Here is a 25,057-nt window from a genome sequence, read left to right as displayed (position 1 = left end):
CTTAAAACCAATATAGGTTATCAATGAAGCCTAAAGCAGAAAGGTGGTGTAGTGATGATCAAGTCAAAGCTTTTATGGAAAGTTATTGGCCTAGAAATCTTAGTTATCTTTTGGTTTGTGGTAAACGGTGCATACGTAAGCATGACGCATCCTACTACACATTATCTTCAGTTTTTAGGAATCGTGCCTCTAGCGATTGGAATAGTATTTTATCTAACAAAAACAAAAAAGTGGCCGCATTTTTTCTTCTTTCAACAAAACATGTCGTTTAGAACGAGAATCCCGTTTCTTTCTCCGCTTCTTTTGTATTTGCTTATTATCCTCATTGGTAACAAAGGTGTACACGGAAATTCCATTGCAGATCTTGTTCTTATTTTGCTTACCCAAACTCTAGTCATAGCATTTGTAGAAGAGATGGTATTTAGAGGATTTATCCTTAATTTGCTGCTATCAAAAAGCTATAAAGTGGCGGTTCTTCTATCATCGTTTCTATTTGCCTTTACGCACAGTTTGAATATGCTAAGCGGTCAATCCGTAGCAAATACAATTTTTCAAATTGTATTTGCATTTGTTATTGGATTGGTGCTCGCTTTGCTAATCGTTCACGGTCAATCGATTGGAATTACGATTGTATTCCACGGCTTAAATAATTTTCTCCAGTTTACAAGCCCTGTCAACGCTAATGATTCTTTCCTTGTTAATTACGCGCTGCTTCTATTTTTAAGCGGATATGCCTTCTATTTATGGAATCGAAAATCTACTTTATCTGTTTCTCAACATCAGATTAGTAGCTAATCAAAAGAGACTTCAACAACAGTATTTTAGTTGAAGAAACATCTGAACGATGAATGGAGATTCTTGATGGAGAATCAAACTCGTTCGGATTTTTTGTTATTGTGATGAACGTAGGTTTCGTTTATGTGAGTAGGTGCTTCTAGCGGTTGATTGGAGGGCAAGGCGAAGACTCCTGCAGGAAAAGCGGAATAGGTGAGACCTCGCAGGAACGTAAGCGACGAGGAGGCTCAGCGGGCGCCCACGGAAAGCGAAGCCTTGCATGGAAATCAACAGCGATGTAGCGAGTGCCCCAAACTAGCTCATGTATCCAATTCGCTCGCCTTTAGATTGAATTGCTTTAGTTGTGTCCCACTCTCTTTTTAGTGTTTCGAAGCAGGTATTAATCTACCCAAAGCTGAATAACTTCTATGGCTAATGCTACTAAATTTAATTTGTTGGGACTTCATTAAACGCAAAAGGGGAGAACTATATGTTTGAAGAAAAAGTAGGGATCATTACGGGTGGAACGTCGGGGATTGGCTTAGCTACAGCGGAATTACTTGCAAAAGAGGGCATGCATATCGTGATTGCTTCTAGAAATAGTGAAAAGGGAGAAGAAGCTCTTTCTGTATTAAGAAAGTGGGCTCCTCACTCTCTTTTTATCAAAACGGATGTAACGAATAGTCAAGATGTCAAAAATCTCGTGTGCCAAACATACTCTACATTTGGAAAAATTGATGTGGGCTTTAATAATGCGGCTAACACGGAGGCAGCTTCTAATGCTACCCATGAATTCAAAGAAGAAGACTTTGACCATTTAATAAACGTTACGTTAAAAAGTGTATGGCTTTGTATGAAATATCAGCTGCAGGTAATGACCAAACAAAATAGCGGGGTCATTGTGAATACGTCGTCAATGGACGCTATTTTATGTTCAGCAGGGACTGGCGTATATGCGGCTGGGAAAAGCGGTGTGATCGCTTTAACAAAATCAGTTGCTCAGGAATATGGTCATCAAAATATAAGAATTAACTCTTTTTGCCCAGGTGCATTTCGTACGCCTATGTTAGAAGAAAGATTTTCAGATTTATCTTCAGAGGAAAAAGTAAAGCTCAATGAATCCTATCAAAAGCTCAATGCGCTAGGCAGAATTGGTGATCCGCTTGAAGCGGCAAAAGCAGTAAAGTGGCTTCTTTCGGACGACGCATCTTTTGTTACAGGGCAAAATATTATTGTAGACGGTGGGATTGGGTTTAGGTTTGAGTAAGATTAATGAAATAAAAAGGTATTTAAGGGGATGCTTATGTCTTTCATTCTTAATAATTGCATGGCCATTAGTATCATATTTGTGATAATCCTTTTTGGAAGTATCGCATTTAACAAAAGAATAGCTTCCCTAGCTATTTCCTTTCTCACTATGTTATTTGGTTTATTTTTACTGTTTTATTCTTTTGCTAAAATAAGCGGGCTTGATGCGCTAGATATTCAGATAAAAGGGATAATAATTATTGGAGAAGGGTTACTTTTACTCGTTATTACAAGCGTATTTATTTCCGTCCAAGAGACAAAAAAGAAAACGATGTAAAGTAAAAGAGAAAATGGCTGCTAGAGGCGGTGATGAAATGGCAATTGGAGTTGCATTAACGATTTTAGTATTAGGTCTTATGTTTGCAAGCGGACTATGCCAAGGGAAATCAGCTAAAAGAAAATATATAGTGTGGGGAACAACAATCATATTGATTATAGCTCCATTCTTTTCATGGGTCGTTTCAATTTTGTTTGCGATTAGCCAGGAAGAAGGTTTTGCGGGAGTTGCATTAATGATGTTATTGTTTCCGTTTTTCTTTTTAGTAGGACTCGTTACGTTGTTAATCGGAGTCTTTAAGAAAGAAAATGTGAATAAATCTGTTTAGGAATAGGGAGAAATGAACAAGCCTACAAAAGTCCTGCAAGTAGACGCATTGTCAAACAGTTTAAGAAAGGTATTATTGAAGTATTGTTAAAGATTTTGATGATGAAAAGGAGAAACGCTCTACTAGTAGAACGTTTCTCCTTTTTTTGTGTTAAGAGGCAGAAACAGAAGCATGATGATTACTTAATTGTATTACCTCCGTCAATTACCATATTTTCTCCCGTAATTAAACTGGTTGCATCACTCGCTAGAAATAAAGCAATAGCCGCAACTTCTTCAGGGTACCCAAAGCGTCCGAGTGGAATTTCTTTTTTAGCCTGTTCGCCTTTTTCACCAGCCCACGCTTTTTCTCCTAACTCAGTTAAAATGACAGTGGGGGAAATTGCGTTTACGTTAATATTAAATTGCGCCCACTCGTAAGCAAGCACTTTAGTCATTCCAAGAATTCCAGCTTTACTTGCAGCATAAGCTACGTGGTTATCGAGAGCGATAAGAGCCGCTTGGGAGGCGAGGTTAATTATTTTCCCGCCAGTACCTTGTTCAATCATGACACTGCCTACTTTTTGGCACATTTTAAAAGAGCCAGTTAAATTGATATCAAGGGTCTTTTGCCAGTAATCATCCGATATTGTTTCAGCATCATCCAATAAAGCAATTCCAGCGCAGTTTACTAAAATATCAATCTTTCCAAAGTGGTTCTTCGTCTCTTGAACTGCATGATCCATGCTTTCACTTTTTGTCACGTCGCACTGTAAACCAATCGCATGTGTAGCGCTTAGCTCTTCAGCTGCTGCTTGTACGAAGTCTTTTTGATCAAAGATGGCAACTTTAGCACCTTTTTCTAAGTATAGCTCTGCTATAGCCTTTCCAATTCCACTTGCCCCACCTGTAATAATCGCCACTTTATCTGTAATATTAAAATTTTTATCAAATCCTTGAAAAGCCATTACGTTTCTCTCCCTTATTCTCTATTTTTTGAAAACGTATTCATTTTTTGTTAATAACGTTTATTTTAATACAAGTTTTATCGTTTTTTCAATATTTTTTATTTTCTTTTATCTTTTTTTATTATCATTTTTTATTGTTTATTTGTGACCGATGTCAAATTAACAGAAGGAGAGATGCTTTAAAGGGGTGCTGTGAAAGATTCACCGCACCCCTTAGATATATAGAACGTAAAGTTCATTACGTTAATGGATATTTTCGTTTGTCGAAACAAGTATGGTTGTAATATCTTTTTCTTCTAACTTTTTCACTTCACTATCCTCAAGAGCATAATTCGTAACTAGCGTATCAATCTGATCTAATGAGGCAAAGGAGGCAATCGAATTTTTATGAATTTTACTATGATCGAGTAAAGCCACTACCTTTTTTGAAGCGTTAACCATTGCTTTTTTTAACTCTACTTCATACACACTAAAGTCCGTTAATCCTGATTCTAAAGAGAAGCCGTTCGCTGAAGTAAACATTAAATCGATATGAATTTGATTTAAAATATTGATTCCAAGGCTTCCTTCTAGAGAATAAGAACCTTTTTTTACGATTCCTCCTAGTAGAATTACCGTAATATCCGGATGATCGTGCAGTTCAAGAGCGGTATTAATGCCGCTTGTAACAACCGTTAGGCGGATGGACGTTTCTTTTAAAATTCGTGCGAGTTCAAGAGCTGTCGAACTTGCGTCTAGCGTGATGCATTGACCGTCTGAGATTAATTCCATTGCTTTTTTAGCGATTGAATATTTTTCATTTCTGTTTTTTCTTTCTCGCGTGGAAAAACTCGTTTCCGTATCAACATGTTCTACGAGCATGGCTCCACCATGTGTTCGTTGAAGTAGACCTTCTCCTTCCATTTTTGTTAAATCTGTTCGCAAAGTAGCCTCGGATACTTTTATTTCTTTCGAAAGCTCTTTTATCGTTACTCTTTGCTTTTCGTTTAATTTCTCTAAAATGATTTTTCTTCTTTCTGGAGCAAACATTTTTTCCATCATATCACCTACGTAGTTGAGTTTTTTTGTTGTTTTCTATTTATGCTTACATATTAAAGATTTTGAAAGATTGAGCAAAAAAACAAAAAAAAATTATCGTTTATGCTAATAATATTACAACATTTATTAAGAACAATGTAAAATTTTTATTAAATAAAAATAAATGATAACAAAAACAAAAAAATAAAAAAATAAATTGACTAATCGATAATAAACGTAATACAATGAAAAAAAACAATTAATTTCAGCAGGAGAATAAGACAAAAAGTACCTCATTTAGACAAACGATTCATTTTTTAAGAGTGTATACATTAGTAGATTATCTATCACCTTTATGTAAGCGCTATATTTAGTAAGAGAGGATTAAAGAAGCGATTGGATCTTTTATCTAGTATGTCGTCCATGATAGATAAACCAAAATCATGGCTTACATAGACCTAAACAAATTTTATTATATAGGATGAGGAGAGGTATTTTATGAGTACAAATACGAAGACAATTCAAAAACTTGATAACGTGAGTATCCCTAAAACAATGAAAGCAGTAGTAGCTTACGAGCCAGGGGATTATCGTCTAGAAGAAGTACGAGTTCCTGAGATTGGAGAAGGGGAAATCTTAGTAAAGGTAGAAGCATGCGGAATTTGTGCAGGAGATTTGAAAGCGTTTGATGGAGCTCCTAGCTTCTGGGGAGACGAAACTCAGCCGGCCTATATTAAAGCGCCAGTGATACCAGGACATGAATTTATCGGTCATGTTGTTGCTTTAGGAGAAGGTGTAGAAGAATTTGAAATTGGTGATCGAATCATTTCTGAACAAATTGTTCCGTGTGAAAAATGTCGTTTCTGTAAGCGCGGTCAATACTGGATGTGTGAAAAACATGACCTATACGGCTTCCAAAATAACGTAAATGGAGCAATGGCTGAATACATGAAATTCCCGAAAGAAGGAATTAACTATCGAGTACCGGATGAACTACCGATTGAAAAAGCCATTTTGATTGAGCCTTATGCTTGTTCTTATCATGCGGTGCAGCGTGCCAAAATTGAGCTTGGGGATGTAGTAGTATTAGCGGGGGCAGGCACGTTAGGTCTTGGAATGATTGGCGCGATTAAAAAATCCGGACCAGGAAAACTAATTGTATTAGACTTATTTGAAGATCGGTTAGAATTAGCTAAAAAGTTTGGTGCAGATATGGTGCTAAACCCAGCAAAAGAAGATGTTATTTCGATTGTAAAAGACTTAACCGATGGGTATGGATGTGATGTGTACATTGAAGCAACGGGGGCTCAAAAGTCGGTTGAACAAGGCTTGACTATGATTCGTAAATTAGGTACGTTCGTGGAATTCAGCGTGTTTAAAGAGCCTGTTACAGTGGATTGGAGTATTATTAGTGATCGAAAAGAGCTGGATGTTTTAGGTTCACACTTAGGTCCGTACTGTTATGAACCTGTCATTAAAGGAATTACAGACGGAGATCTTCCAACAGAAGGCGTCGTTACGCATCAACTGCCGTTAGAAGAATTCGAGAAGGGGTTCCAGCTTGTCAAAAATGGAGCTGAATCATTAAAAGTCGTTCTTAATCCTAATTTGTAAATAACCTGTCAATATAAGTAATTAGGAAAATAGGTTCTTATTAAAAATGGTAAGAACCTATTTCTTGTATGTGCATAAATGGCCTAAATAATAAGGGGGAAAAAAGCGTGAAGCAAGGGGTATTGGGTAAACTCGGCATGGATTCAAAGATGGCGTTAGGATACTTTGGTGTCTTGATCTTTATGATGGGAGATGGACTTGAACAAGGATGGCTTTCTTCCTATTTAATGGATCACGGTTTAACGGTTCAACAATCAGCACTATTATTCTCGGTTTATGGTTTAGCAGCTGCGGTCGCAGCCTGGCTCTCAGGAGTACTTGCAGAAATTTTAGGCCCGCGAAAAGCAATGATATTAGGATTTTCTCTATTTATAATAGGTTCTGCAGTCTTTTTAACTGTCGGTTTACCAACGATGAATCTTGCTATTATGATCCCGACTTATTCGTTAAGAGGATTAGGCTATCCGCTTTTTGCTTATTCTTTCTTGGTTTGGTTAACGTACTATGCGCCAAGCGATAAGCTTGGTACAGCTGTAGGGTGGTTTTGGTTCGCTTATAGCGGTGGTTTAAGTGTGCTAGGATCTTACTATTCAAGTTTTGCTTTACCAGTTTTAGGTGAAATGGGAACGCTATGGAGCGCAATCGCTTTTGTTACGATAGGAGCGGCCGTGGCCATTTTCTTAAATAAAGGAGATACGCATAATCAAAAGTTTCAAACAAAACAAGAAGCTATGAAATATTTAGTAAAAGGAATTACCATTGCATTTGAACGTCCAAAAATTGGTCTAGGTGGTATTGTACGAACAATAAATACATCAGCAGCATATGGATTTGTTGTATTTATGCCAGCATTTATGATGGAAATTGGTTTTTCAAGAACGGAATGGTTACAAATCTATGGTTCACTTTGGACAAGTAATATTATTTTTAATCTTATATTTGGAATTGTTGGAGATAAACTTGGGTGGCGTAATACCGTTATGTGGTTTGGCGGCGTAGGTTGTGCGATCTTTACAGCGGCGTTCTACTATGTGCCGTTAGTAATGGGACCGAATTATTGGATGGCAACAGCAGTAGCAGCAGGGTTTGGTGCTTGTTTGGCGGGATATGTACCGCTATCTGCTTTAATTCCTTCGTTGGCTCCTGAGAACAAAGGTGCTGCTATGTCGATTCTTAATCTTGGAGCAGGCTTAAGTACATTTGTTGGACCTGCTATTGTAGGCGCTTTCATAGGTGGGGTAGGAACAGTGGGAATCATTTGGATTTATACGGGATTATACTTATTTAGCGCATTCTTAATGAAGTTTGTTAAACTTCCTAAACAGCAGGTGCAAAGTCAAACGATTGAAAAAGAGAATCTTGAGGCTGTTAAATAAAGTAGCTATAATCTTTGGTTTAGATGGGAACGTTCCAACCTGTACGTTCTTTTTTTTGATCTTTCTATATTTGAAAATAGGATTTAATCACTAAAAATTATAAAAAAACGAAATTAAATGAAAACAAATAAAAATAAATAATTGACAAAAAACAATAAAGATGAAAAAATGATATTATAAATGAAAGATAATAAAAAGATATATAAGTAAATAAAAAAAAGGTGGGTTTATAATGAAAATTGGATTGGGTTCAGATCATAATGCGTTTGATATGAAAGAAAATTTAAAAAAATATATACAAGATTTAGGTCATGAGGTGTATGATTATGGATGTACAGATTCTTGCACTGAGGTTGATTATCCGGAAGTAGCATTTCAGGTGGCTGTGGATATAAAAGAAAACAAGCTAGATCGAGGTGTTTTAGTTTGTGGTACAGGGATTGGCGTGGCAATTGCAGCTGGAAAAGTGCCTGGTATTCGAGCAGCGCTATGCCATGATACATATTCTGCAGAACGTGCTCAAAAAAGTAATGATGCCCAAGTTCTAACGATGGGGGCAAAAGTGATTGGTATCGAGCCTGCGAAACAAATTGTAAAGGCTTACTTGGAATCTAGCTTTCCTGGAGGCAACTCCGCTAGAAAAGTAAAACAGATTAGCGACAAGGAACTGGAATTTTTAAAAGGGGCAGGTAGTTTACTATGAAAAAACTAATCAATAATCCTAATAATGTTGTAGACGAAATGATAGAAGGATACGTTAAAGCGCATCCTCATCATGTAAAACAATTACCTGAAAATAAACGATCCCTTGTTACCGCAAAAGAAACGCGTGAAAGCAAAGTAGGCGTATTAATTGGAGGCGGTTCAGGACACGAACCTGCTTTTATGGGATATGTAGGTAACGGTATGGCAGATGGCGTTGCAATAGGTAACATTTTTGCTTCTCCGCCTCCAGACCCAATTTTAGAAGTTACTAAAGCGATAGATAAAGGAGCCGGTGTAGTGTACGTGTACGGTAATTATGCTGGCGACGTCATGAACTTTGGAATGGCAGCAGAGCTAGCTGAATTAGAGTATGGTACGAACGTTGGCATGGTACTTGTAACGGATGATGTAGCTTCAGCTCCAAAAGAAGAAAGTGAAAAACGCAGAGGTATTGCCGGTGAATTTTTTGTTACAAAAGCCGCGGGTGCAGCTGCAGAAAAAGGTTACGGTTTGGAGGATGTTGTAAGAGTAGCTAAAAAAGCAAACGATTACACGCGTACAATGGGCGTTGGGTTAACTCCATGCTCGCTGCCTCAAACGGGAAAACCGAGCTTTGAACTTGAAGAAAACGAAATGGAAATTGGTCTTGGCCACCACGGTGAACCTGGAGTAGAGAAAGGAGAACTTCAGCCAGCAGATGAAGTAACGGATCGCTTAGTGAACGGCATTCTTGCTGACATGCCGATTGAAAAAGGTGAAAAAGTAGCGGTTCTTGTAAATGGCTTAGGTTCTACAACACGCATGGAACTGTACATTATGTTTAGAAGAGTTGAGCAAATTCTTAGTGAAAAAGGTATTGACATTCACTATTCATACGTAGGAGATTATAGTACTTCACTCGAAATGGGCGGTAGTTCCGTTACGTTAATGAAGTTAGATGATGAGTTAATGGAACTTGTCGACCATCCTGCTGATTGCCCAATGTATGTTCAAAAATAAGGAGGTAGTAAAAATGAAATTGACGGCGGAAGATTTAAAAACTTTTCTAAAAGACGTTGTGAATGTGATGGAAGAGAATAAAGATTATTTATCCGAGCTTGATCGTAAATTAGGAGATGGAGATCACGGCGTGACGATGTCAATTGGCTGGCAAGCTATTAACGAAAAGTTAGAAGGTGAATTGCAAAGCGAACAGGATTGCGGGAAAATTTGTATCACCGCAGGTCGGACTTTCTTAAGTGCTGTAGGTTCTTCCGTTGGTCCATTATATGCAACGGGGTTTTTAAGAGGAGGAAAAGTATTTCAAAATAAGTCTGAATTAACAGACAAAGATTTAAAAGACTTTTGGGTTGCTTTTATCGAAGGCGTAAAGGACCGTGGAAAAGCCGAGGTTGGTGACAAAACAATGATTGATACGTTTCAGCCGGCATTAGAAAGCTTAACGAGTAATTTTGATAAAACCAACGATTTTCCATCAGCATTTTTGCAAGCGGTTTCGGATGGAGAAGCAGGGATGAAATCAACAAAAGATTTGCTTTCTAAAAGAGGAAGATCTAGCCGCTTAGGAGAAAGATCTCTAGGCTGTCAAGATCCAGGGGCAACATCAGCCTTTTTAATCCTTTCTTCGTTTTTAACGACCATTAATTCTGTTCAAACAGTGTGATAGAAAATAACGAAAAATTAAAGGAGTCCATCTAAATACTAGTTTGATAGTTAGGTGGATTCTCTTATGTTTTTGACTCCTATCACCATGAAGGGTTAACTATTTCATCATGATAAATGTATATTTATGTATATTTTTATATAATTATTCTGTTTGGAACATTTCAAAGGAGGGAAGAAAATGACGACAAAAGCAGATGTTGTTTATCGCGACTATATTCAAACGTTAGCCATGGATTTTCTTACGGTAGCACAACAGGCAGCCATCGCTTCTTATCCGTGGGTAGGAAAAGGAAATAAAAATGAAGCGGATGGAGCCGGTACGCAAGCTATGCGCAATCAGATGAATGCTATCGATATGAAGGGGTTAGTCGTAATTGGAGAAGGTGAAATGGATGAGGCGCCTATGCTTTATATTGGTGAAGAACTTGGAACTGGAAAAGGTCCTCACGTAGATATTGCCGTTGATCCAGTTGAAGGAACCAGCTTGATGGCAAAAGGTCAGGATAATTCATTAGCTGTCATTGCGGTTGCTGAAAGTGGAAGCTTGCTTCATGCTCCTGATATGTATATGGAAAAAATGGCTGTAGGACCTAAAGCAAAAGGCTGTATTGATATTAATGCATCCCTAACGGAAAACATGAAATCGGTAGCGAAAGCACTGGGGAAAGATGTAAACGAATTAACCATTATGATTCAAGATCGTCCGCGTCACACTGAACTCATCGAACAAGTATTTGAGCTAGGAGCTAGAGTTAAATTATTTTCTGATGTTGATATTACCGGTTCTGTCGCCACAGCTATTGATGAAATAGACGTAGATATGTTAGTAGGTACAGGAGGTGCTCCAGAAGGGGTAATTGCTGCGACGGCTTTAAAATGCTTAGGGGGAGACTTTCAAGCTAAACTTATGCCTCAAAACAAAGGAGAATTTGATCGCTGTAAGGAGATGGGATTAACAGATCCTCAAAAAGTTTTAACAATTGATGATATCGTTAAGTCGACGAATTGTTTTTTTGTCGCTACAGGAATTACGGATGGAACCCTATTAAGAGGGGTTAAACGAAAAAATGGATGCATGTCAACCCACTCTTTTGTTGCCATCGGAGGCAAAATGAATAATTTTCAGTTTGTGGAGTCGCGTCATTAATATAAAACAAAATTTCAGAAAGTAGCTACACTTTTATTGAAAACATATCTAGTCAGAAATGTTTTCGTTACGAAGGAAAAAGAACGGTTTAATACGTTAAATAGACTATTCTTGTTTTTGAGCAGGTTTCCTTCATTCATACATGATGAGAGAATCTGCTCTTTTTTACATAATATCGGTTTCTACTTAAAAATAGAGGTGACAAATATGTTTCATACGGTCCAAGAAGCACTAGCGGACTTAAAAGCTGGAAAGATCATTATTGTGTGTGATGATGAAGATCGAGAAAATGAAGGTGATTTTTTAGCACTTGCTGAATACTCCACACCTGAAGTCATTAACTTTATGGCTACTTACGGTCGGGGGCTAATATGTACTCCGGTTTCTGAAGAAATTGCCACAAAGTTTAACCTACCTCCTATGGTCAATCATACTCATAACACCGATCAATACGGTACGGCTTTTACAATTAGTATCGATCACAAAACAACGACAACCGGCATTAGCGCGTACGAACGTTCATATACGATTCAAACCTTGCTAAACGATGATACGACAGCTTCTGATTTTAAACGTCCAGGCCATGTATTTCCTTTAATCGCTAAAAGTGGAGGAGTGCTGAGCCGAGCTGGTCATACAGAAGCAGCAGTAGATTTAGCTTTATTAGCAGGAGGAAAGCCTGCAGGAGTAATCTGCGAAATTATGAAAGAAGATGGAGCTATGGCACGAGTTCCGGATTTAATAAAACTAGCAAAAAAATTTAGTTTAAAGATGATTACGATTAAAGATGTCATTACGTTTCGTAATAAACAAAAAGAATTGTGCATGAAGAAGTAAGTATTTTTATGAAAGCAAGACGTTTACTAGTCTATTCAATTTAGTAGAGAAGCCCATGACGTACCACAGTATAAGCTATTTATTTAAGAATGAGGTGTAAAATTGACTAAAAAAATTATCTTTTTTGATATCGACGGAACGTTACTTGACCATCACAAGCAATTGCCTAAATCGACAAGAGAAGCGATTCATTTGTTAAAAAAAGAAGGAAATGAAGTGGCAATTGCAACCGGAAGAGCTCCGTTTATGTTTGAAACGTTACGGAAAGAACTGCAGATTGATACGTTTGTCAGTTACAACGGGCAGTATGTAGTTTCAAAAAATAAAGTTATTTATACTAATCCATTAGATAAAGAAGCGCTGCACCTCCTAACGGAAGAAGCAGTTTCAAATCATCATCCCATTGCCTATATGGACCATGAAGATATGAAGGCGAATGTTTCTCATCACGACTATATAACAGAAAGTATCAACACATTAAAAATAGAACATTTTCCAACGTACGATCCGCATTATTTTAAAGAAAGAGAAACCTATCAATCTTTGCTATTTTGTCAAGAAGATGAAGAAGCGCTGTACAAAGAAAAATTTAAACATTTTGACTTTGTGCGCTGGCATCCTGTTTCTGTGGATGTGGTGCCAGCTGGTGGAACAAAAGCAAATGGAATCGCTAAAGTCGTTGAAAACTTAGGATTTGAACAAGAACATGTCTTTGCGTTCGGTGATGGCCTAAATGATATTGAAATGTTAACCAATATACCTAACAGTGTAGCTATGGGGAATTCTCATACTCTCGCTAAAAAAGCTGCTAGATATATCACGCGGCCCGTTGATAGAGATGGCATCATGCATGGTCTCAAAATGGTTGGTTTATTAGCCTAACAGAACAAAGAACATCCATTTTTAATGTAGACAAAATGTTGGACTATCGAAAGGAGGAAACACATCGTGGAAAGAAAGTATGTTATAGGAATTGATTATGGTACGGAATCAGGAAGAGTATTGTTGGTAGATGTAGAAACAGGTGAAGAAATTTCAACTCATGTCACAGTATATACACACGGAGTCATGGATGGAACGCTCCCCGGTGGAAAACGTCTTGAATCAGACTGGGCCTTACAAGCTCCGCAAGATTACTTAGACGTTCTTTATCAATCGGTTCCTGAAGTTATGAAAGCAAGCGGTGTTGACCCAAAAAACGTGATTGGAATAGGAATTGATTTTACGGCATGCACTATTTTACCGTTAGACGAGAAAGGAATGCCGTTATGTTTTGATTCTGACTGGGCGCACAATCCTCATAGCTGGGTGAAATTATGGAAGCACCATGCCGCTCAAGACGAAGCGGATGAGCTTACTCGCGTGGCTGAAGAGAGAAATGAGGAATTTTTAAGCCGTTACGGAGGAAAGATTTCTTCAGAATGGATGTTTCCTAAAATCCTGCAAATTGTCAATGAGGCTCCAGAGGTGTTTGAAGCCGCCGATCTTTTTATGGAAGCTTGTGACTGGGTAACATATTGCTTAACCAATCATCTTGTTCGCAGTAGTAATACGTGCGGGTATAAAGCTCTTTGGAATAAAAGAAGTGGATATCCAGACCATTTATTTTTTAAGGCCTTACACCCTCGTTTTGATCGTATTTTAGAAACAAAAATGCGCGGATCGGTTTATTCAATCGGAGAAAAAGCAGGTGAGCTAACGGAAGGTATGGCTCAACGCTTAGGACTTTTACCTGGAACTGCAGTCGCAGTAGGTATAATTGACGCGCATGCAGGTGTTCCGGCTGTAGGAGCTGTTCATCCTGGGCAACTCGTTATGGCGATGGGGACGTCCACATGTCATATGCTTATTTCGAATAAAGGGAGATCTGTAAAAGGCGTATGTGGAGTCGTAGAAGATGGAATTATTCCTGGTTATTTTAGCTACGAAACGGGTCAAGTTGCAGTAGGAGATTCGTTTGCCTGGTATGTGGATCAAGCAGTCCCAGACTATATCAAAAAACAAGCGGAAGCAGAAAACGTGAATATACACCAGTTTTTGGAGCAGGAAGCGGCAACATATGAGCCTGGGGAGTCTGGGTTAATTGCCTTAGACTGGTGGAACGGAAACAGGTCAGTGTTAGTAGATGCCACCCTGTCAGGTTTGATCGTTGGATTATCATTAGCTACAAAGCCGGAGGAGGTTTATCGCGCGTTATTAGAATCGACTGCTTTTGGAACAAGAAAAATCATTGATAACTTTGTAGAAGCAGGAATAGAAGTAAACGAAGTCTTTGCCTGCGGGGGACTGCCTCAAAAAAATAAGCTGCTGATGCAAATCTATGCGGATATTACAAACCGCGAAATTAAAATTGCTGACTCAACTCAAACAACAGCGCTTGGAGCAGCGATGTATGCAGCTGTTGCGGCAGGAAAAGAGAGAGGGGGATATGACACTATAATTGAGGCAGCCGAAAACATGGCGCGTGTAAGAGAAGAAACGTTTATTCCGATTCCTCAAAATGTACAAATTTATGAAAAGCTTTACAAGTATTATTTGGAACTTCACGACTATTTTGGCGTGGAAAATAAGAAGCTCATGCATGGTCTAAAGAAAATAAAACATGCAAATGTAGAAGATAGAATCTCTTTATATCACTAGGTAAAGATTCTGCGGATAAAATCCCAGTTGCTTTGCTCATTTCTATTATGTTTTTTTTGATTCTTCTTCTCTTTTTTTATCTAAAATTACTGGGTTAAATTTTGAAAAAGTAATATAAACAAAGTGGAAAGAAGCATAAAAACCCTAATATAACAGGGGTTTTTATGCTTTTATTAATATTCAATAAAATGATGGGTAAATCATACCTTACAATTCTGATAAAAATAATATAAATTATAATGTGTGTAGGTAGTATGTTTACAGAATTTAAAGGAGTGTGTATGATGCCGTTCAGTTATGTTTCTCACTTATATTGTCCTAAATGTAAAAAAGAATATAGTCCAAAAGAAAAACATCAATTATGTGAATGTGGCTCACCGCTATTGGTAGCGTATGATTTGGGGAGACTGAAATCTAACCTAACTCCAGAAGCTGTTCAAAGCAGAGAACCAAATTTATGGAGATATCATGAGCTGCTTCCAGTAGAAGATCCTAAAAACGTCGTTTCCTTAGGCGAAGGGATGACTCCGCTTATAAAAATGCCTAAGCTAGGTAAAGAAATGAACATTCCAAACTTATATATGAAAGATGAAGGCATTATTCCAACGGGATCATTTAAAGCTAGAGGCGCCGCTGTAGGGGTGTCAAAAGCAAAAGAACTGGGCGTTGAACAGTTAGCGATGCCTACAAATGGCAATGCCGGAGCTGCTTGGTCGCTGTATTCGTCACGTGCTGACATAAAAGCAACCGTTGTGATGCCAAAAGATGCACCTGTTATTACAAGAAATGAGTGTGCTGTCGCTGGAGCTGACCTTTACTTAGTAGATGGACTCATCAGTGATGCTGGCAAAATTGTCGGTGAGGCTATAAAATCATGGGGTCTTTATGATGCTTCTACGCTTAAAGAGCCGTACCGAATCGAAGGTAAAAAAACAATGGGCCTAGAAATGGCTGAACAGTTTTCTTGGAATCTTCCTGATGTGATTTTATATCCAACAGGAGGAGGAGTTGGTTTAATCGGAATCTATAAAGCGCTAAATGAATTAAAAGAGCTTGGCTGGGTTAAAGGTGATCTGCCTCGCCTAGTTGCGGTACAAGCTGAAAACTGTGCGCCTATTGTAAAAGCATGGAATGAAAGAAAACAAGAATCTGAATTTTGGCCGGATTCTTCAACCATTGCCTTTGGTATCAACGTACCAAAAGCGATTGGGGACTTCTTAGTTTTAGAAGCCGTATACAATACAAATGGATGTGCGATTGCAGTGGACGAAGATAAGATTGTGGAGGAACAAAAAAAGGTTGCACAGCTTGAAGGTTCGTTCATTTGTCCAGAAGGCGCTGCTACATTCTTAGCTGCACGCCGTTTGAGAGAAGAAGGATGGATTAAAGAAAACGAAACGGTTGTTGCTTTAAATACAGGACTTGGAGTTAAATATCCAAATACGGTAGACATCGAAGTCCCTGTTTTAGAGCGAAATGGCAGCCTTACTAAAAAATAAAGCAAGAAACACCTAAATAGATCTCCGTCTAATCGGGGGTCTATTTTTTGTTTTCACTCATTCAATATAAGAAATAGTAAACGTGAAATTTAGACTTTTTTAAATATATTGACTTATTTTAACTGGTAATCTATTATTCAATTAAACAAATTGATTTACTATGAATTGAAGCTGAATGCTACCAGGCAACTGGGGCCAGACTATCGCTCAAGCGAATAGACTGGTCCTTTTTGCTTTTTTGGGAATACGGCTATATTCAAGAAAAAAAATTTGTTATTAAAAAATGAAAGCTCTCTTTCTAGGGAACTTACGAGGAGGACGTATCATGAGTACAGTTAGCAAAAGCGCAGCAAAAAATTCAGTTTTAGAAGTACAGCCTATCGCTGGTCACATTGGAGCAGAAATAAAAGGAGTGCATTTATCTTCGAATTTAGATGCTGAGACAGTCAGCGCCATTAACGAAGCTCTGCTAAAGCATAAAGTGGTCTTTTTTAGAGGACAAGGGCATATTGACGATGCTGAACAAGAGGCTTTCGCTGCGTTATTTGGTGAACCAGAAGCACATCCTACCGTTCCTATAAAAGAAGGCAGCAATTATTTATTTGAACTTGATTCTGAACAAGGGGGACGAGCTAACTCTTGGCATACCGATGTAACGTTCATCGATACATACCCAAAGGCATCTATTCTTCGAGCCGTAGTTGTCCCAGAAGCAGGAGGAGATACAGTTTGGGCAAATACAGCAGTTGCCTATCAAAACCTCCCTTCGGAGCTTCGTCACCTAGCTGATCAACTTTGGGCGGTGCATACGAATGACTATGATTATGGTGGAAGACATCCTAATCGTTCACAAGAAGATTTGGAACGTCATCGTAAAGTATTCGCTTCTACTGTCTATGAAACAGAACATCCAGTTGTAAGAATTCACCCCGAAACGGGAGAGCGTACGTTAGTGTTAGGACATTTTGTGAAAAAAATCAAAGGGCTATCTTCTTCGGATTCCAATCATCTTTTTTCGGTTCTGCAAGATCATGTAACAAGATTAGAAAACACAGTTCGGTGGCACTGGAAAGCGGGTGATATTGCTATCTGGGATAACCGGGCAACCCAGCATTATGCAATTAATGACTACGGAGAAAAGCACCGCGTGATGAGACGAGTTACCTTGGTTGGTGAAGTGCCTGTGAGTATCGAAGGACAAACGAGTATTACTTGTAAAAAAGAAAGCTAAAAATAGGGTTCTATTTTGTATCAGTAAGTTTCTTTGAAAGCAGAGGCAGGTGAGATAAAAGGTTGGGATCCCTAAGAAGGGACTTATAACATGTTATAAGTCCCTTCTTAGGGTCTTTACACAAATTGACAGGTATAAAGGTAACTTCAGTTAAAGAAAAGTGACCTATCATAAAAAGTGATTTATTGTCATTAAGAATGCGATAAAGCCCAAGAATGTAGCCACTAGTTTCTCTTTCGTTTTAGAACGAAGACGAGAAAAAACGACTTATAAATTGTTTTCATTTATCTTAGATAAAATGTCAAATATTTATTTTGTGTAAATAATTGTAATATTTGTGAATCTTTATATTCAAAACTATACGGATACGTTTAGGTTTAAAGTTCGTCTAAGAGGGTATTTGAAAGAAGAAAGATAGCATCTTTATAGCCCTAAAAACAGCTTGATGAAGGAGTTGAGTGCAATTACTATATCATACTACTTGAAGAATATGCCAAAAGTCACATTGGACACTAGCTTGCTTTTGCAAGAGAAGATCTATACGAAGTCATGAACGGTGATAGGGAAAAAAAGTTGAATTCTATCCTTACAACACAACTCGGTCAGGTTTTGAATCCTAATATCTAACAGGTTATAACAATAATTGTAAGATAATCTGATTAAAAATTACTGCCAAGCACATTATAAACTAAATACTTTATTTTTAACGATAAGGTACTATTTCGACGAGTGAAGCCCCGTAGAAAGCGATTTCTATGTTTGATAAAGATTGCTTCTTTAGTGGAGGTGAATTGCTACTTGATTTGGGCTGAAATAAAAAAAATTTATTTTAGCTTTAATTAATTTCTTTATCAACGTTCATTCTTCAGCATTTTTTTGGCTCTAACCCCCTTAGCCATAACCTTTTTTAATATTTAACATCACATGAATAGTTTTCTTTTTTTACTTAAAAATAAGAAGTGTTCCAACACATTTAAGTGTGAAATACAGTAAGTCAAATTTGACTTTACTACTCAGTCTTGTATAATCGTATACCGCGGAGGTGACGTAATGAAATGAAGTTTAACAAGAAAAAAATTAACGTCGTAGATATTGACAAAGCTAAAAAAAGCGTCTTTGCTACAGGGGTAGGAAACGCGATGGAATGGTTTGACTTTGGCTTGTATTCATATTTAGCCGTAATTATTAGTCAAAACTTTTTTAGCGCAGTTGAAAATGATCAGCTCAAATTAGTGTTCACATTTGCCACATTTGCGATTGCCTTTTTAATGCGTCCATTAGGCGGTGTTATATTCGGTAAAATCGGGGACAAGTTAGGAAGGAAAGTCGTTTTAACCACCACCATTATTTTAATGGCCTTTTCCACATTACTCATTGGGTTGTTACCTACATATGATCAAATCGGTATATGGGCACCCATCCTTTTATTAATTGCACGAATCATTCAAGGTTTTTCAACTGGTGGCGAATATGCTGGTGCGATGGTGTATATTGCAGAATCGTCTCCAGACAATAAGCGAAATGTGCTTGGAAGTGGACTAGAAATCGGTACACTTGTTGGCTATATTCTTGCTTCACTACTAGCCAGCTTACTGTTTTTTGTTCTCTCGGATAAACAGATGGCCTCATGGGGCTGGAGAATTCCCTTCTTATTAGGATTGCCTTTAGGACTTATTGGTTTTTATTTACGAAGAAGTTTAGGGGAAACACCTATTTTTGAAAATGAACTTTCCAACGAAGACGAAGTTGAAGAAGAAAGCTTCCTCTCTATTTTAAAAAATCACAAAAAAGATGTGTTTGTTTGTTTCGTAGCCGTGGCTTTCTTTAACATTACAAACTATATGCTATTATCGTACATGCCTTCTTATTTGAATGAAATTATTGGTTTATCAAACACAGTTGGTACGGTATTAATTACGGCAGTTATGATTTTAATGGTGCCGCTTGCTCTTATGTTTGGAAAACTGAGCGACAAAATCGGAAACAAGAAAGTTTTCTTAATCGGTTTAGGCGGATTGAGCTTACTGTCAGCCTTTTCGTTCTATTTAATCAATCTAAACGGTTTAATCTTTGTTTCAATCGGTATTCTTATTCTAGGTGTTTTACTTGCTACGTACGAAGGAACAATGCCAGGAACGCTGCCAACAATGTTCTACACAGATATTCGCTACCGAACATTAGCGATTACGTTTAATGTTTCAGTTTCTATCTTTGGTGGAACGACGCCATTAGTTGCGACATGGTTAGTTCACGCAACGGGCAATCATTTAGCTCCAGCGTTCTATTTAACGATTGTGAGCATCATCGGATTTTTCGTAATCTTGTTCCTGTTTACGAACACGGCAGGAAAATCACTGAAAGGTTCATACCCTACAGTTGCTTCTAAGTCTGAGTACAATGAAGCGGTCGAAAATCCAAAAGATTCATTATGGTGGCACACAGAGCAAACAGAAAAATAAAGTAAATAAACAGCAGCTGCTGCATTAACTGCTGCGCAAAATATGAACACTGAAAAAGAGCCTTCTCCTTGTATCGCATAGAGAAGGCTCTTTTTATCATTCAATCATTTATCCCATTCCCTGTATTTGCTATCTTTGATTCTGTATGTTACGATTAAGTTAATTATTTTTGTTCGGTATAAGATTGAGAGAAGAGAAATCTCTTCCATAGAATTTTTTATCTTAAGATAGTATGGTTGGACAAGGGTAGTAATACAAGCGTGGAGTATTCCACACCAGGAGGCAACAATTATGGAACAAGGTACAGTGAAATGGTTTAATGCAGACAAAGGCTTCGGCTTTATCGAAATTGAAGGCGGAGACGATGTATTCGTACATTTCAGCTCTATTCAAGGCGAAGGCTTTAAATCATTAGAAGAAGGTCAAAAAGTAACGTTTGACATCGAACAGGGCCAACGTGGAGCACAAGCTGCTAACGTTCATAAAGTAGCATAATTAAAACTAAAAAAGACTCCACATAGGGGTCTTTTTGCTTTGGATTTTAATAATTTAAAAAGATTACTTAAAAAATAAGTATAGAAATTGGAAGACAAAATGTTATTAAAGCAGAGCTACCTATATGTAAAATCCCGTGTCCCAAAAAAAATAGAAAAAACCCCCTTATGGTTATAGAGCTGTATGCTTTAGGAGTACATATACGCCTGAAGGTCTCAAAAATAACTATCCTTCGCTGGATTAACACATTATATTTCCCGATAAATAAAGTTAAAAATTTGATTATTTTTGATACGAGAGAGGATGAGGAATATGAGTGTAAGCTTATTTTCTAATGGAGAAATTGTAAATATAAAAGCATCTAATGAAAGAGTGATCATCTTAAAAAGCCATTACGTGAAAAATATGAAAAGATACTCTTATACAGTGGATAAATACCCAAGTACGTTTTTCTTTGAAGAAGAATTAATGAAACATGAATAAATATTGATTTATAGTTTGGATTTTGTCTATACTGTGCTATACTGAATTTACCATTTGTATTACCCATTACTATTTTTGTATTAATAAGCCCTATTCCTCAGTGGATAGGGTTTTATTATGACATTTTAAAAGAAATGAAAAAGACAGACTCCATGGAGTCTGTCTTTTTATATTTATGATGGATTACGCTTTTTGAACGTTAGAAGCTTGAGGGCCGCGTTGACCTTGTTCTACGTCAAATGTAACTGCTTGACCTTCGTCTAAAGATTTGAAGCCTTCGCTTTGGATTGCTGAGAAATGTACAAATACATCGTCTCCGTTTTCGCGTTCGATGAATCCAAAACCTTTTTCTGCGTTAAACCATTTTACTTTACCTTGTTCCATAATTGTTGCCTCCTAGTGTGACACGCACACATTGTGTTACTATCCTTGCTCAAATCTATAGACGAAAGTTATGTAACTTATCAATCTTTACCGAACAAAAATAATTCTTCTTAAACTTAACAGAAATAGGGACTTATTGCAAGGATAGAGTCTGTACAGCTAGAAGTTCTCTTTTATCTATGTTTGCACTATGTGAGCTAAAAAACGATACGTAAGCCTCCTTAGTTCAAATAAAGAGAATGTTTGTGGTACACTTGAATAGTAAAAAACATTTAAAAGTGAGGAATTATATGAACACAACTAAAAAACATCACAGGCCTAAGCGGCTAAAAATTGCTTTCCGAGCATTAATGGTCATTATCGGAGGAATTATTGCAGCTTACGGCTTAGAAACTGTCTTAATTCCAAACCATGTTTCAGATGGAGGGGTAACAGGCATTAGCATCGTTGCTTCAAACCTATTTGGCTTGCCACTTGGGGTGCTCATCGCCGTTATCAACATTCCTTTTGTATGGTTAGGGTATCAACAAATTGGGAAAAGCTTTGCCATATTTTCAATCCTCGGAATTGTCTCATTAGCTGTCGGTACTAGCCTCATGCATCACACTCCAGCAATTATTGAAGGAGATACACTACTCGTAACCGTTGTTGGCGGTATTATCCTTGGGTTTGGAATGGGAATTGCACTTCGTAACGGCGGGGCCTTAGATGGCATCGATATGCTGGCCGTGCTGCTTTCTCGAAAACTGCCGTTTGGAACAAGTGATCTTATTTTGTTCTTAAATGCATTTGTATTTATTTTCGTTTCATTAGTATTTGGTCTGCAAGGCGCGATTCTTTCTGCAATTGCATACTTTATTGCATCCAAAGTTATTCACATCGTAGAGGTAGGGTTAAGCGGATCGAAAACCTTCCAGATTATCACTTCTCAGCCTGCATTAATGGTAGAGACAATACGTGATCGTTTAGGTCGAAGCGCTACATACAAAGAAGCTTACGGCGGTTATTCTCATGAAAAATTTAAGGAAATCACATGCGTAATCAACCGCTTGGAAGAAAGCAAAATGAAAGAAATTATCAATGAAATTGACCCAACGGCTTTTGTTACGGTATATGACGTAGCGGAAGTTAAAGGCGGTAATTTCAGAAAGAATAATATTCACTAAGTTCACAAATCACTACATTCGTACGAACACTCTACAATAATTCACTTTTAGGCTGGAGTGTAGAGATAAGAAAAGCAGCGTGATGTTTTACATCCGCTGCTTTTTTATATCGTAAAATCCATTTAGTACAAGGCGCTCGTTGTATAGCTAAATTGTTTAGTGAGCGGAGGGTTTTAAAACGAGATATGCTAAAAAAGTGAAACGGTCAGAATTAAGGTGGATAAGGTATCAGCAGACATTAATGTGAGGATTTTTCTCTTCATCCAACAGAAAAAATCTCTGAACATAAAAGAACAGAGATTCAACAGAATGATGATTCTTATATAATACAAAGGATGACTTTTCCTGTCTCAGAAAGGTCATTTTTATTGTAACACCAGCAAGGTCTTAACGCTGTGAGATATCTCACAGCTAGGAAAGAAAAAATCTGTTATTGTGTAGAAGTCGGAGTAAACTTTCTTGATTATGTGCGCTTCTTTCATATGTATCGAACCTGCTGACTGAGATCAGCAGGTTTTTTATAGTATAACTTTCTCTATGAGGTAAGGGGAAAGAACGGGAAATCTTTATAGACAAATAGACTTTATACCATTTTACCTATACGTAAAATAGGTTAAAATAAAGAGGTGAGGCATGGAGAGAAAAGAGTTAAATAAGAGGTGCGTAACATTATAATCACAATTTATCTTACAGGGTTATGACGGTGATTATACTAAATGGTGAACGTTGAAAGGGGATACATAGTTTTGAACACAAAATATCTAGATTTACTTGCACAAAAGTATGATACGGAAGAAAAAGTGGTAACCGAAATTATTAACCTTGAAGCTATTCTTCATCTGCCAAAGGGGACCGAACATTTTGTCAGTGATTTACACGGCGAATATCAAGCCTTTCAGCACGTGCTGCGAAATGGTTCAGGAAATGTAAAAGAGAAAATCAAAGACCTTTTTAAAAATGTATTATCTGACAAAGAAATCAATGAATTTGCGACATTAGTGTATTATCCTGAAGAAAAATTACCGTTGATTAAAGCGCAGTTTCGAAACAAAAAGGAACTCTATCAATGGTATAAAGAAATCATTGATCGCATGCTTAATCTCATTTCGTACGCTTCTTCTAAATACACGCGCTCTAAACTGCGTAAAGCATTGCCGGCTCAATTTGTGTACATTATTGAAGAACTGCTATATAAAACGGATGAATTTACAAATAAAGAACAGTACTATACAAAGATTGTTCAGCAGATTATTTCTCTAGGACAAGCCGATAAGCTTATTATAGGACTTGCTTATACGACGCAAAGGCTGGTTGTGGACCATCTGCACGTAGTAGGGGACATTTATGACCGTGGACCTGAGCCGGATAAAATTATGGATACGCTCATTAATTATCACTCTGTTGATATTCAGTGGGGAAATCACGATGTGCTATGGCTAGGCGCTTTTGCGGGTTCCAAAGTGTGTCTTGCCAATATTATTCGTATCTGCGCGAGATACGACAATCTAGATATTATTGAAGATGTATATGGCATTAACCTTAGACCGCTGCTTAACCTGGCGGAGAAATATTACGATGATAATCCTGCTTTTAGACCAAAAGTAAGCTCGAGTGACAAACTATCCGATCACGAGCGACTACAAATTACGAAAATTCATCAGGCCATTGCGATGATTCAGTTCAAGCTTGAAAGTCCGATTATAAAAAGACGTCCTTTCTTTAATATGTCGGAAAGGCTGTTGCTTGAAAAAATTGATTATGATAAAAATGAAATTACGATATACGGAAACACGTATCCGCTGGAAAACAGCTGCTTTGCAACGGTTAATCCGGCGCAGCCTGATCAGCTATTAGAAGAAGAAGAGCAGGTAATGGAAAGACTGCTGCTTTCTGTACAGCATTCGGAAAAGCTGGCGAGGCATATGAAGTTTCTGATGAAAAAAGGCAGCCTTTATTTAAAATACAACGGAAACTTATTAATACACGGCTGCATTCCTTTAGATGAAAAAGGAAACATGGAAAAAATGACGATTGAAGATAAAACATATGCAGGCCGCAACTTGCTTGATGTGTTTGAACATTATTTGCAAGAGGCGTTTGCACATCCTGAAGAAACGGATGATTTGGCAACAGATATGGTCTGGTACCTATGGACAGGAGAATATTCATCGCTCTTTGGGAAACGTGCAATGACGACGTTTGAAAGATATTTTATAAGTGATAAAACAACGCATAAAGAGAAGAAGAATCCATACTACTATTTACGGGAAAATGAGGAAGTCTGCCAAACCATCCTCGCAGAATTTAATCTGAATCCTGAGCACGGTCATATTATTAATGGCCATACGCCAGTTAAAGAAATTGAAGGAGAAAACCCGGTCAAAGCAAATGGAAAGATGATTGTTATTGACGGCGGTTTTTCAAAAGCGTATCAGTCCACAACAGGGATTGCTGGATATACATTATTATATAATTCTTACGGCATGCAGCTAGTCGCTCACAAACACTTTAATTCAAAAGAAGAGATTTTATTAGAAGGAACGGATGTCTTATCCGTAAAGCGATTGGTTGACAAAGAACTAGAAAGAAAAATGGTTTTAGAAACAAACGTCGGAGAAGAATTATTAAAAGAAATTTCTATTTTAAAAGATTTAAGAAAATATCGCTATAGTTAAAGATAAAAAAAGAGCAGTATGCCTCTGGGGC

22 protein-coding genes and 1 pseudogene are annotated in these 25,057 nt (G+C 37.6%); 20 read left to right on the top strand and 3 right to left on the bottom strand.

Annotated elements, in window-relative coordinates:
- Positions 1-54 precede the first annotated feature (54 nt).
- From MMB68_RS09150 to MMB68_RS09135, 4 genes are all read left to right on the top strand, one after another.
- Complete coding sequence (locus MMB68_RS09150; RefSeq protein WP_277548653.1) at positions 55-795, top strand: CPBP family intramembrane glutamic endopeptidase; 741 nt, start codon at positions 55-57, stop codon at positions 793-795.
- Between the two features lie 146 nt (positions 796-941).
- The gene (locus MMB68_RS09145; protein WP_277548651.1) at positions 942-1,076 is read left to right on the top strand and encodes a hypothetical protein; all 135 of its coding nucleotides are present in this window, start codon (positions 942-944) and stop codon (positions 1,074-1,076) included.
- Between the two features lie 188 nt (positions 1,077-1,264).
- On the top strand, positions 1,265-2,041 hold the full coding sequence (locus tag MMB68_RS09140) for an SDR family NAD(P)-dependent oxidoreductase (RefSeq protein ID WP_277548650.1): 777 nt from the start codon (positions 1,265-1,267) through the stop codon (positions 2,039-2,041).
- Positions 2,042-2,282: 241 nt separating this feature from the next.
- Entirely contained in the window at positions 2,283-2,687 is a 405-nt protein-coding gene (locus MMB68_RS09135) for a hypothetical protein (RefSeq protein ID WP_277548649.1), read from the top strand.
- Positions 2,688-2,865: 178 nt separating this feature from the next.
- Here MMB68_RS09135 and MMB68_RS09130 read toward each other — a convergent pair whose 3' ends face one another.
- Positions 2,866-3,633 carry an SDR family oxidoreductase gene (locus tag MMB68_RS09130; protein ID WP_277548646.1) on the bottom strand — a complete coding sequence of 256 codons (768 nt, stop codon included), beginning with the start codon at positions 3,631-3,633 and terminating at the stop codon, positions 2,866-2,868.
- A gap of 243 nt (positions 3,634-3,876) precedes the next feature.
- Positions 3,877-4,671, bottom strand: coding sequence for a DeoR/GlpR family DNA-binding transcription regulator (locus MMB68_RS09125; protein WP_277548787.1), 795 nt, complete (start codon positions 4,669-4,671; stop codon positions 3,877-3,879).
- A 477-nt stretch (positions 4,672-5,148) separates the two neighbouring features.
- On the opposite strand from MMB68_RS09125, the gene MMB68_RS09120 reads away from it, so the two are divergent.
- The 14 genes and pseudogenes from MMB68_RS09120 (at position 5,149) to MMB68_RS09055 (ending at position 20,801) form a co-directional block, all read left to right on the top strand.
- Positions 5,149-6,264 carry an MDR/zinc-dependent alcohol dehydrogenase-like family protein gene (locus MMB68_RS09120; protein WP_153253695.1) on the top strand — a complete coding sequence of 372 codons (1,116 nt, stop codon included), beginning with the start codon at positions 5,149-5,151 and terminating at the stop codon, positions 6,262-6,264.
- Positions 6,265-6,332: 68 nt separating this feature from the next.
- Positions 6,333-7,640 carry an MFS transporter gene (locus tag MMB68_RS09115; RefSeq protein WP_277548643.1) on the top strand — a complete coding sequence of 436 codons (1,308 nt, stop codon included), beginning with the start codon at positions 6,333-6,335 and terminating at the stop codon, positions 7,638-7,640.
- Positions 7,641-7,872: 232 nt separating this feature from the next.
- Positions 7,873-8,343, top strand: a complete 471-nt coding sequence (gene rpiB / locus MMB68_RS09110; RefSeq protein WP_098965301.1) for a ribose 5-phosphate isomerase B — start codon at positions 7,873-7,875, stop codon at positions 8,341-8,343.
- Complete coding sequence (locus tag MMB68_RS09105; RefSeq protein WP_277548640.1) at positions 8,340-9,344, top strand: dihydroxyacetone kinase subunit DhaK; 1,005 nt, start codon at positions 8,340-8,342, stop codon at positions 9,342-9,344. The genes rpiB and MMB68_RS09105 overlap by 4 nt, the downstream gene beginning before the upstream one ends.
- Positions 9,345-9,357: 13 nt before the next feature.
- Positions 9,358-10,008: a dihydroxyacetone kinase subunit DhaL gene (dhaL, locus tag MMB68_RS09100; protein ID WP_277548639.1), complete on the top strand. Its 651-nt coding sequence runs from the start codon at positions 9,358-9,360 to the stop codon at positions 10,006-10,008.
- Positions 10,009-10,188: 180 nt separating this feature from the next.
- On the top strand, positions 10,189-11,157 hold the full coding sequence (gene glpX / locus MMB68_RS09095) for a class II fructose-bisphosphatase (RefSeq protein WP_277548638.1): 969 nt from the start codon (positions 10,189-10,191) through the stop codon (positions 11,155-11,157).
- Positions 11,158-11,364: 207 nt separating this feature from the next.
- Positions 11,365-11,991 (top strand): annotated as a pseudogene (ribB, locus tag MMB68_RS09090) (3,4-dihydroxy-2-butanone-4-phosphate synthase); the annotation flags it as partial.
- Between the two features lie 105 nt (positions 11,992-12,096).
- On the top strand, positions 12,097-12,876 hold the full coding sequence (locus MMB68_RS09085) for a Cof-type HAD-IIB family hydrolase (RefSeq protein WP_277548637.1): 780 nt from the start codon (positions 12,097-12,099) through the stop codon (positions 12,874-12,876).
- Between the two features lie 66 nt (positions 12,877-12,942).
- Positions 12,943-14,634, top strand: a complete 1,692-nt coding sequence (locus MMB68_RS09080; protein ID WP_277548636.1) for a ribulokinase — start codon at positions 12,943-12,945, stop codon at positions 14,632-14,634.
- Positions 14,635-14,918: 284 nt separating this feature from the next.
- Positions 14,919-16,133, top strand: coding sequence for a threonine synthase (locus MMB68_RS09075; RefSeq protein WP_277548785.1), 1,215 nt, complete (start codon positions 14,919-14,921; stop codon positions 16,131-16,133).
- 325 nt (positions 16,134-16,458) lie between these two features.
- Positions 16,459-17,364 (top strand): TauD/TfdA dioxygenase family protein, encoded by a 906-nt coding sequence (locus tag MMB68_RS09070; RefSeq protein WP_277548635.1) that lies wholly within the window; start codon positions 16,459-16,461, stop codon positions 17,362-17,364.
- Positions 17,365-18,419: 1,055 nt separating this feature from the next.
- Positions 18,420-19,823 carry an MFS transporter gene (locus MMB68_RS09065; RefSeq protein WP_221785442.1) on the top strand — a complete coding sequence of 468 codons (1,404 nt, stop codon included), beginning with the start codon at positions 18,420-18,422 and terminating at the stop codon, positions 19,821-19,823.
- A gap of 291 nt (positions 19,824-20,114) precedes the next feature.
- Positions 20,115-20,318, top strand: a complete 204-nt coding sequence (locus tag MMB68_RS09060) for a cold-shock protein (RefSeq protein ID WP_013056405.1) — start codon at positions 20,115-20,117, stop codon at positions 20,316-20,318.
- Between the two features lie 312 nt (positions 20,319-20,630).
- A complete protein-coding gene (locus tag MMB68_RS09055) occupies positions 20,631-20,801 on the top strand; it encodes a hypothetical protein (RefSeq protein WP_221785443.1) in 171 nt (56 codons plus the stop codon).
- 183 nt (positions 20,802-20,984) lie between these two features.
- Here the strand turns inward: MMB68_RS09055 and MMB68_RS09050 are convergent, their stop codons facing one another.
- The gene (locus MMB68_RS09050; protein WP_013058096.1) at positions 20,985-21,185 is read right to left on the bottom strand and encodes a cold-shock protein; all 201 of its coding nucleotides are present in this window, start codon (positions 21,183-21,185) and stop codon (positions 20,985-20,987) included.
- Between the two features lie 290 nt (positions 21,186-21,475).
- On the opposite strand from MMB68_RS09050, the gene MMB68_RS09045 reads away from it, so the two are divergent.
- Both MMB68_RS09045 and fbp read left to right on the top strand, forming a co-directional pair.
- On the top strand, positions 21,476-22,351 hold the full coding sequence (locus tag MMB68_RS09045) for a YitT family protein (protein ID WP_013058095.1): 876 nt from the start codon (positions 21,476-21,478) through the stop codon (positions 22,349-22,351).
- 746 nt (positions 22,352-23,097) lie between these two features.
- A complete protein-coding gene (gene fbp, locus MMB68_RS09040) occupies positions 23,098-25,026 on the top strand; it encodes a fructose-1,6-bisphosphatase (protein ID WP_277548633.1) in 1,929 nt (642 codons plus the stop codon).
- Positions 25,027-25,057 lie beyond the last annotated feature (31 nt).

Source organism: Priestia sp. Y58 (genome assembly GCF_029522095.1).
In the GTDB taxonomy this organism is placed as follows: domain Bacteria; phylum Bacillota; class Bacilli; order Bacillales; family Bacillaceae_H; genus Priestia; species Priestia megaterium_E.
Note: the sequence above shows the minus strand (reverse complement) of the source record. Positions and strands in the feature narration are given on the sequence as shown.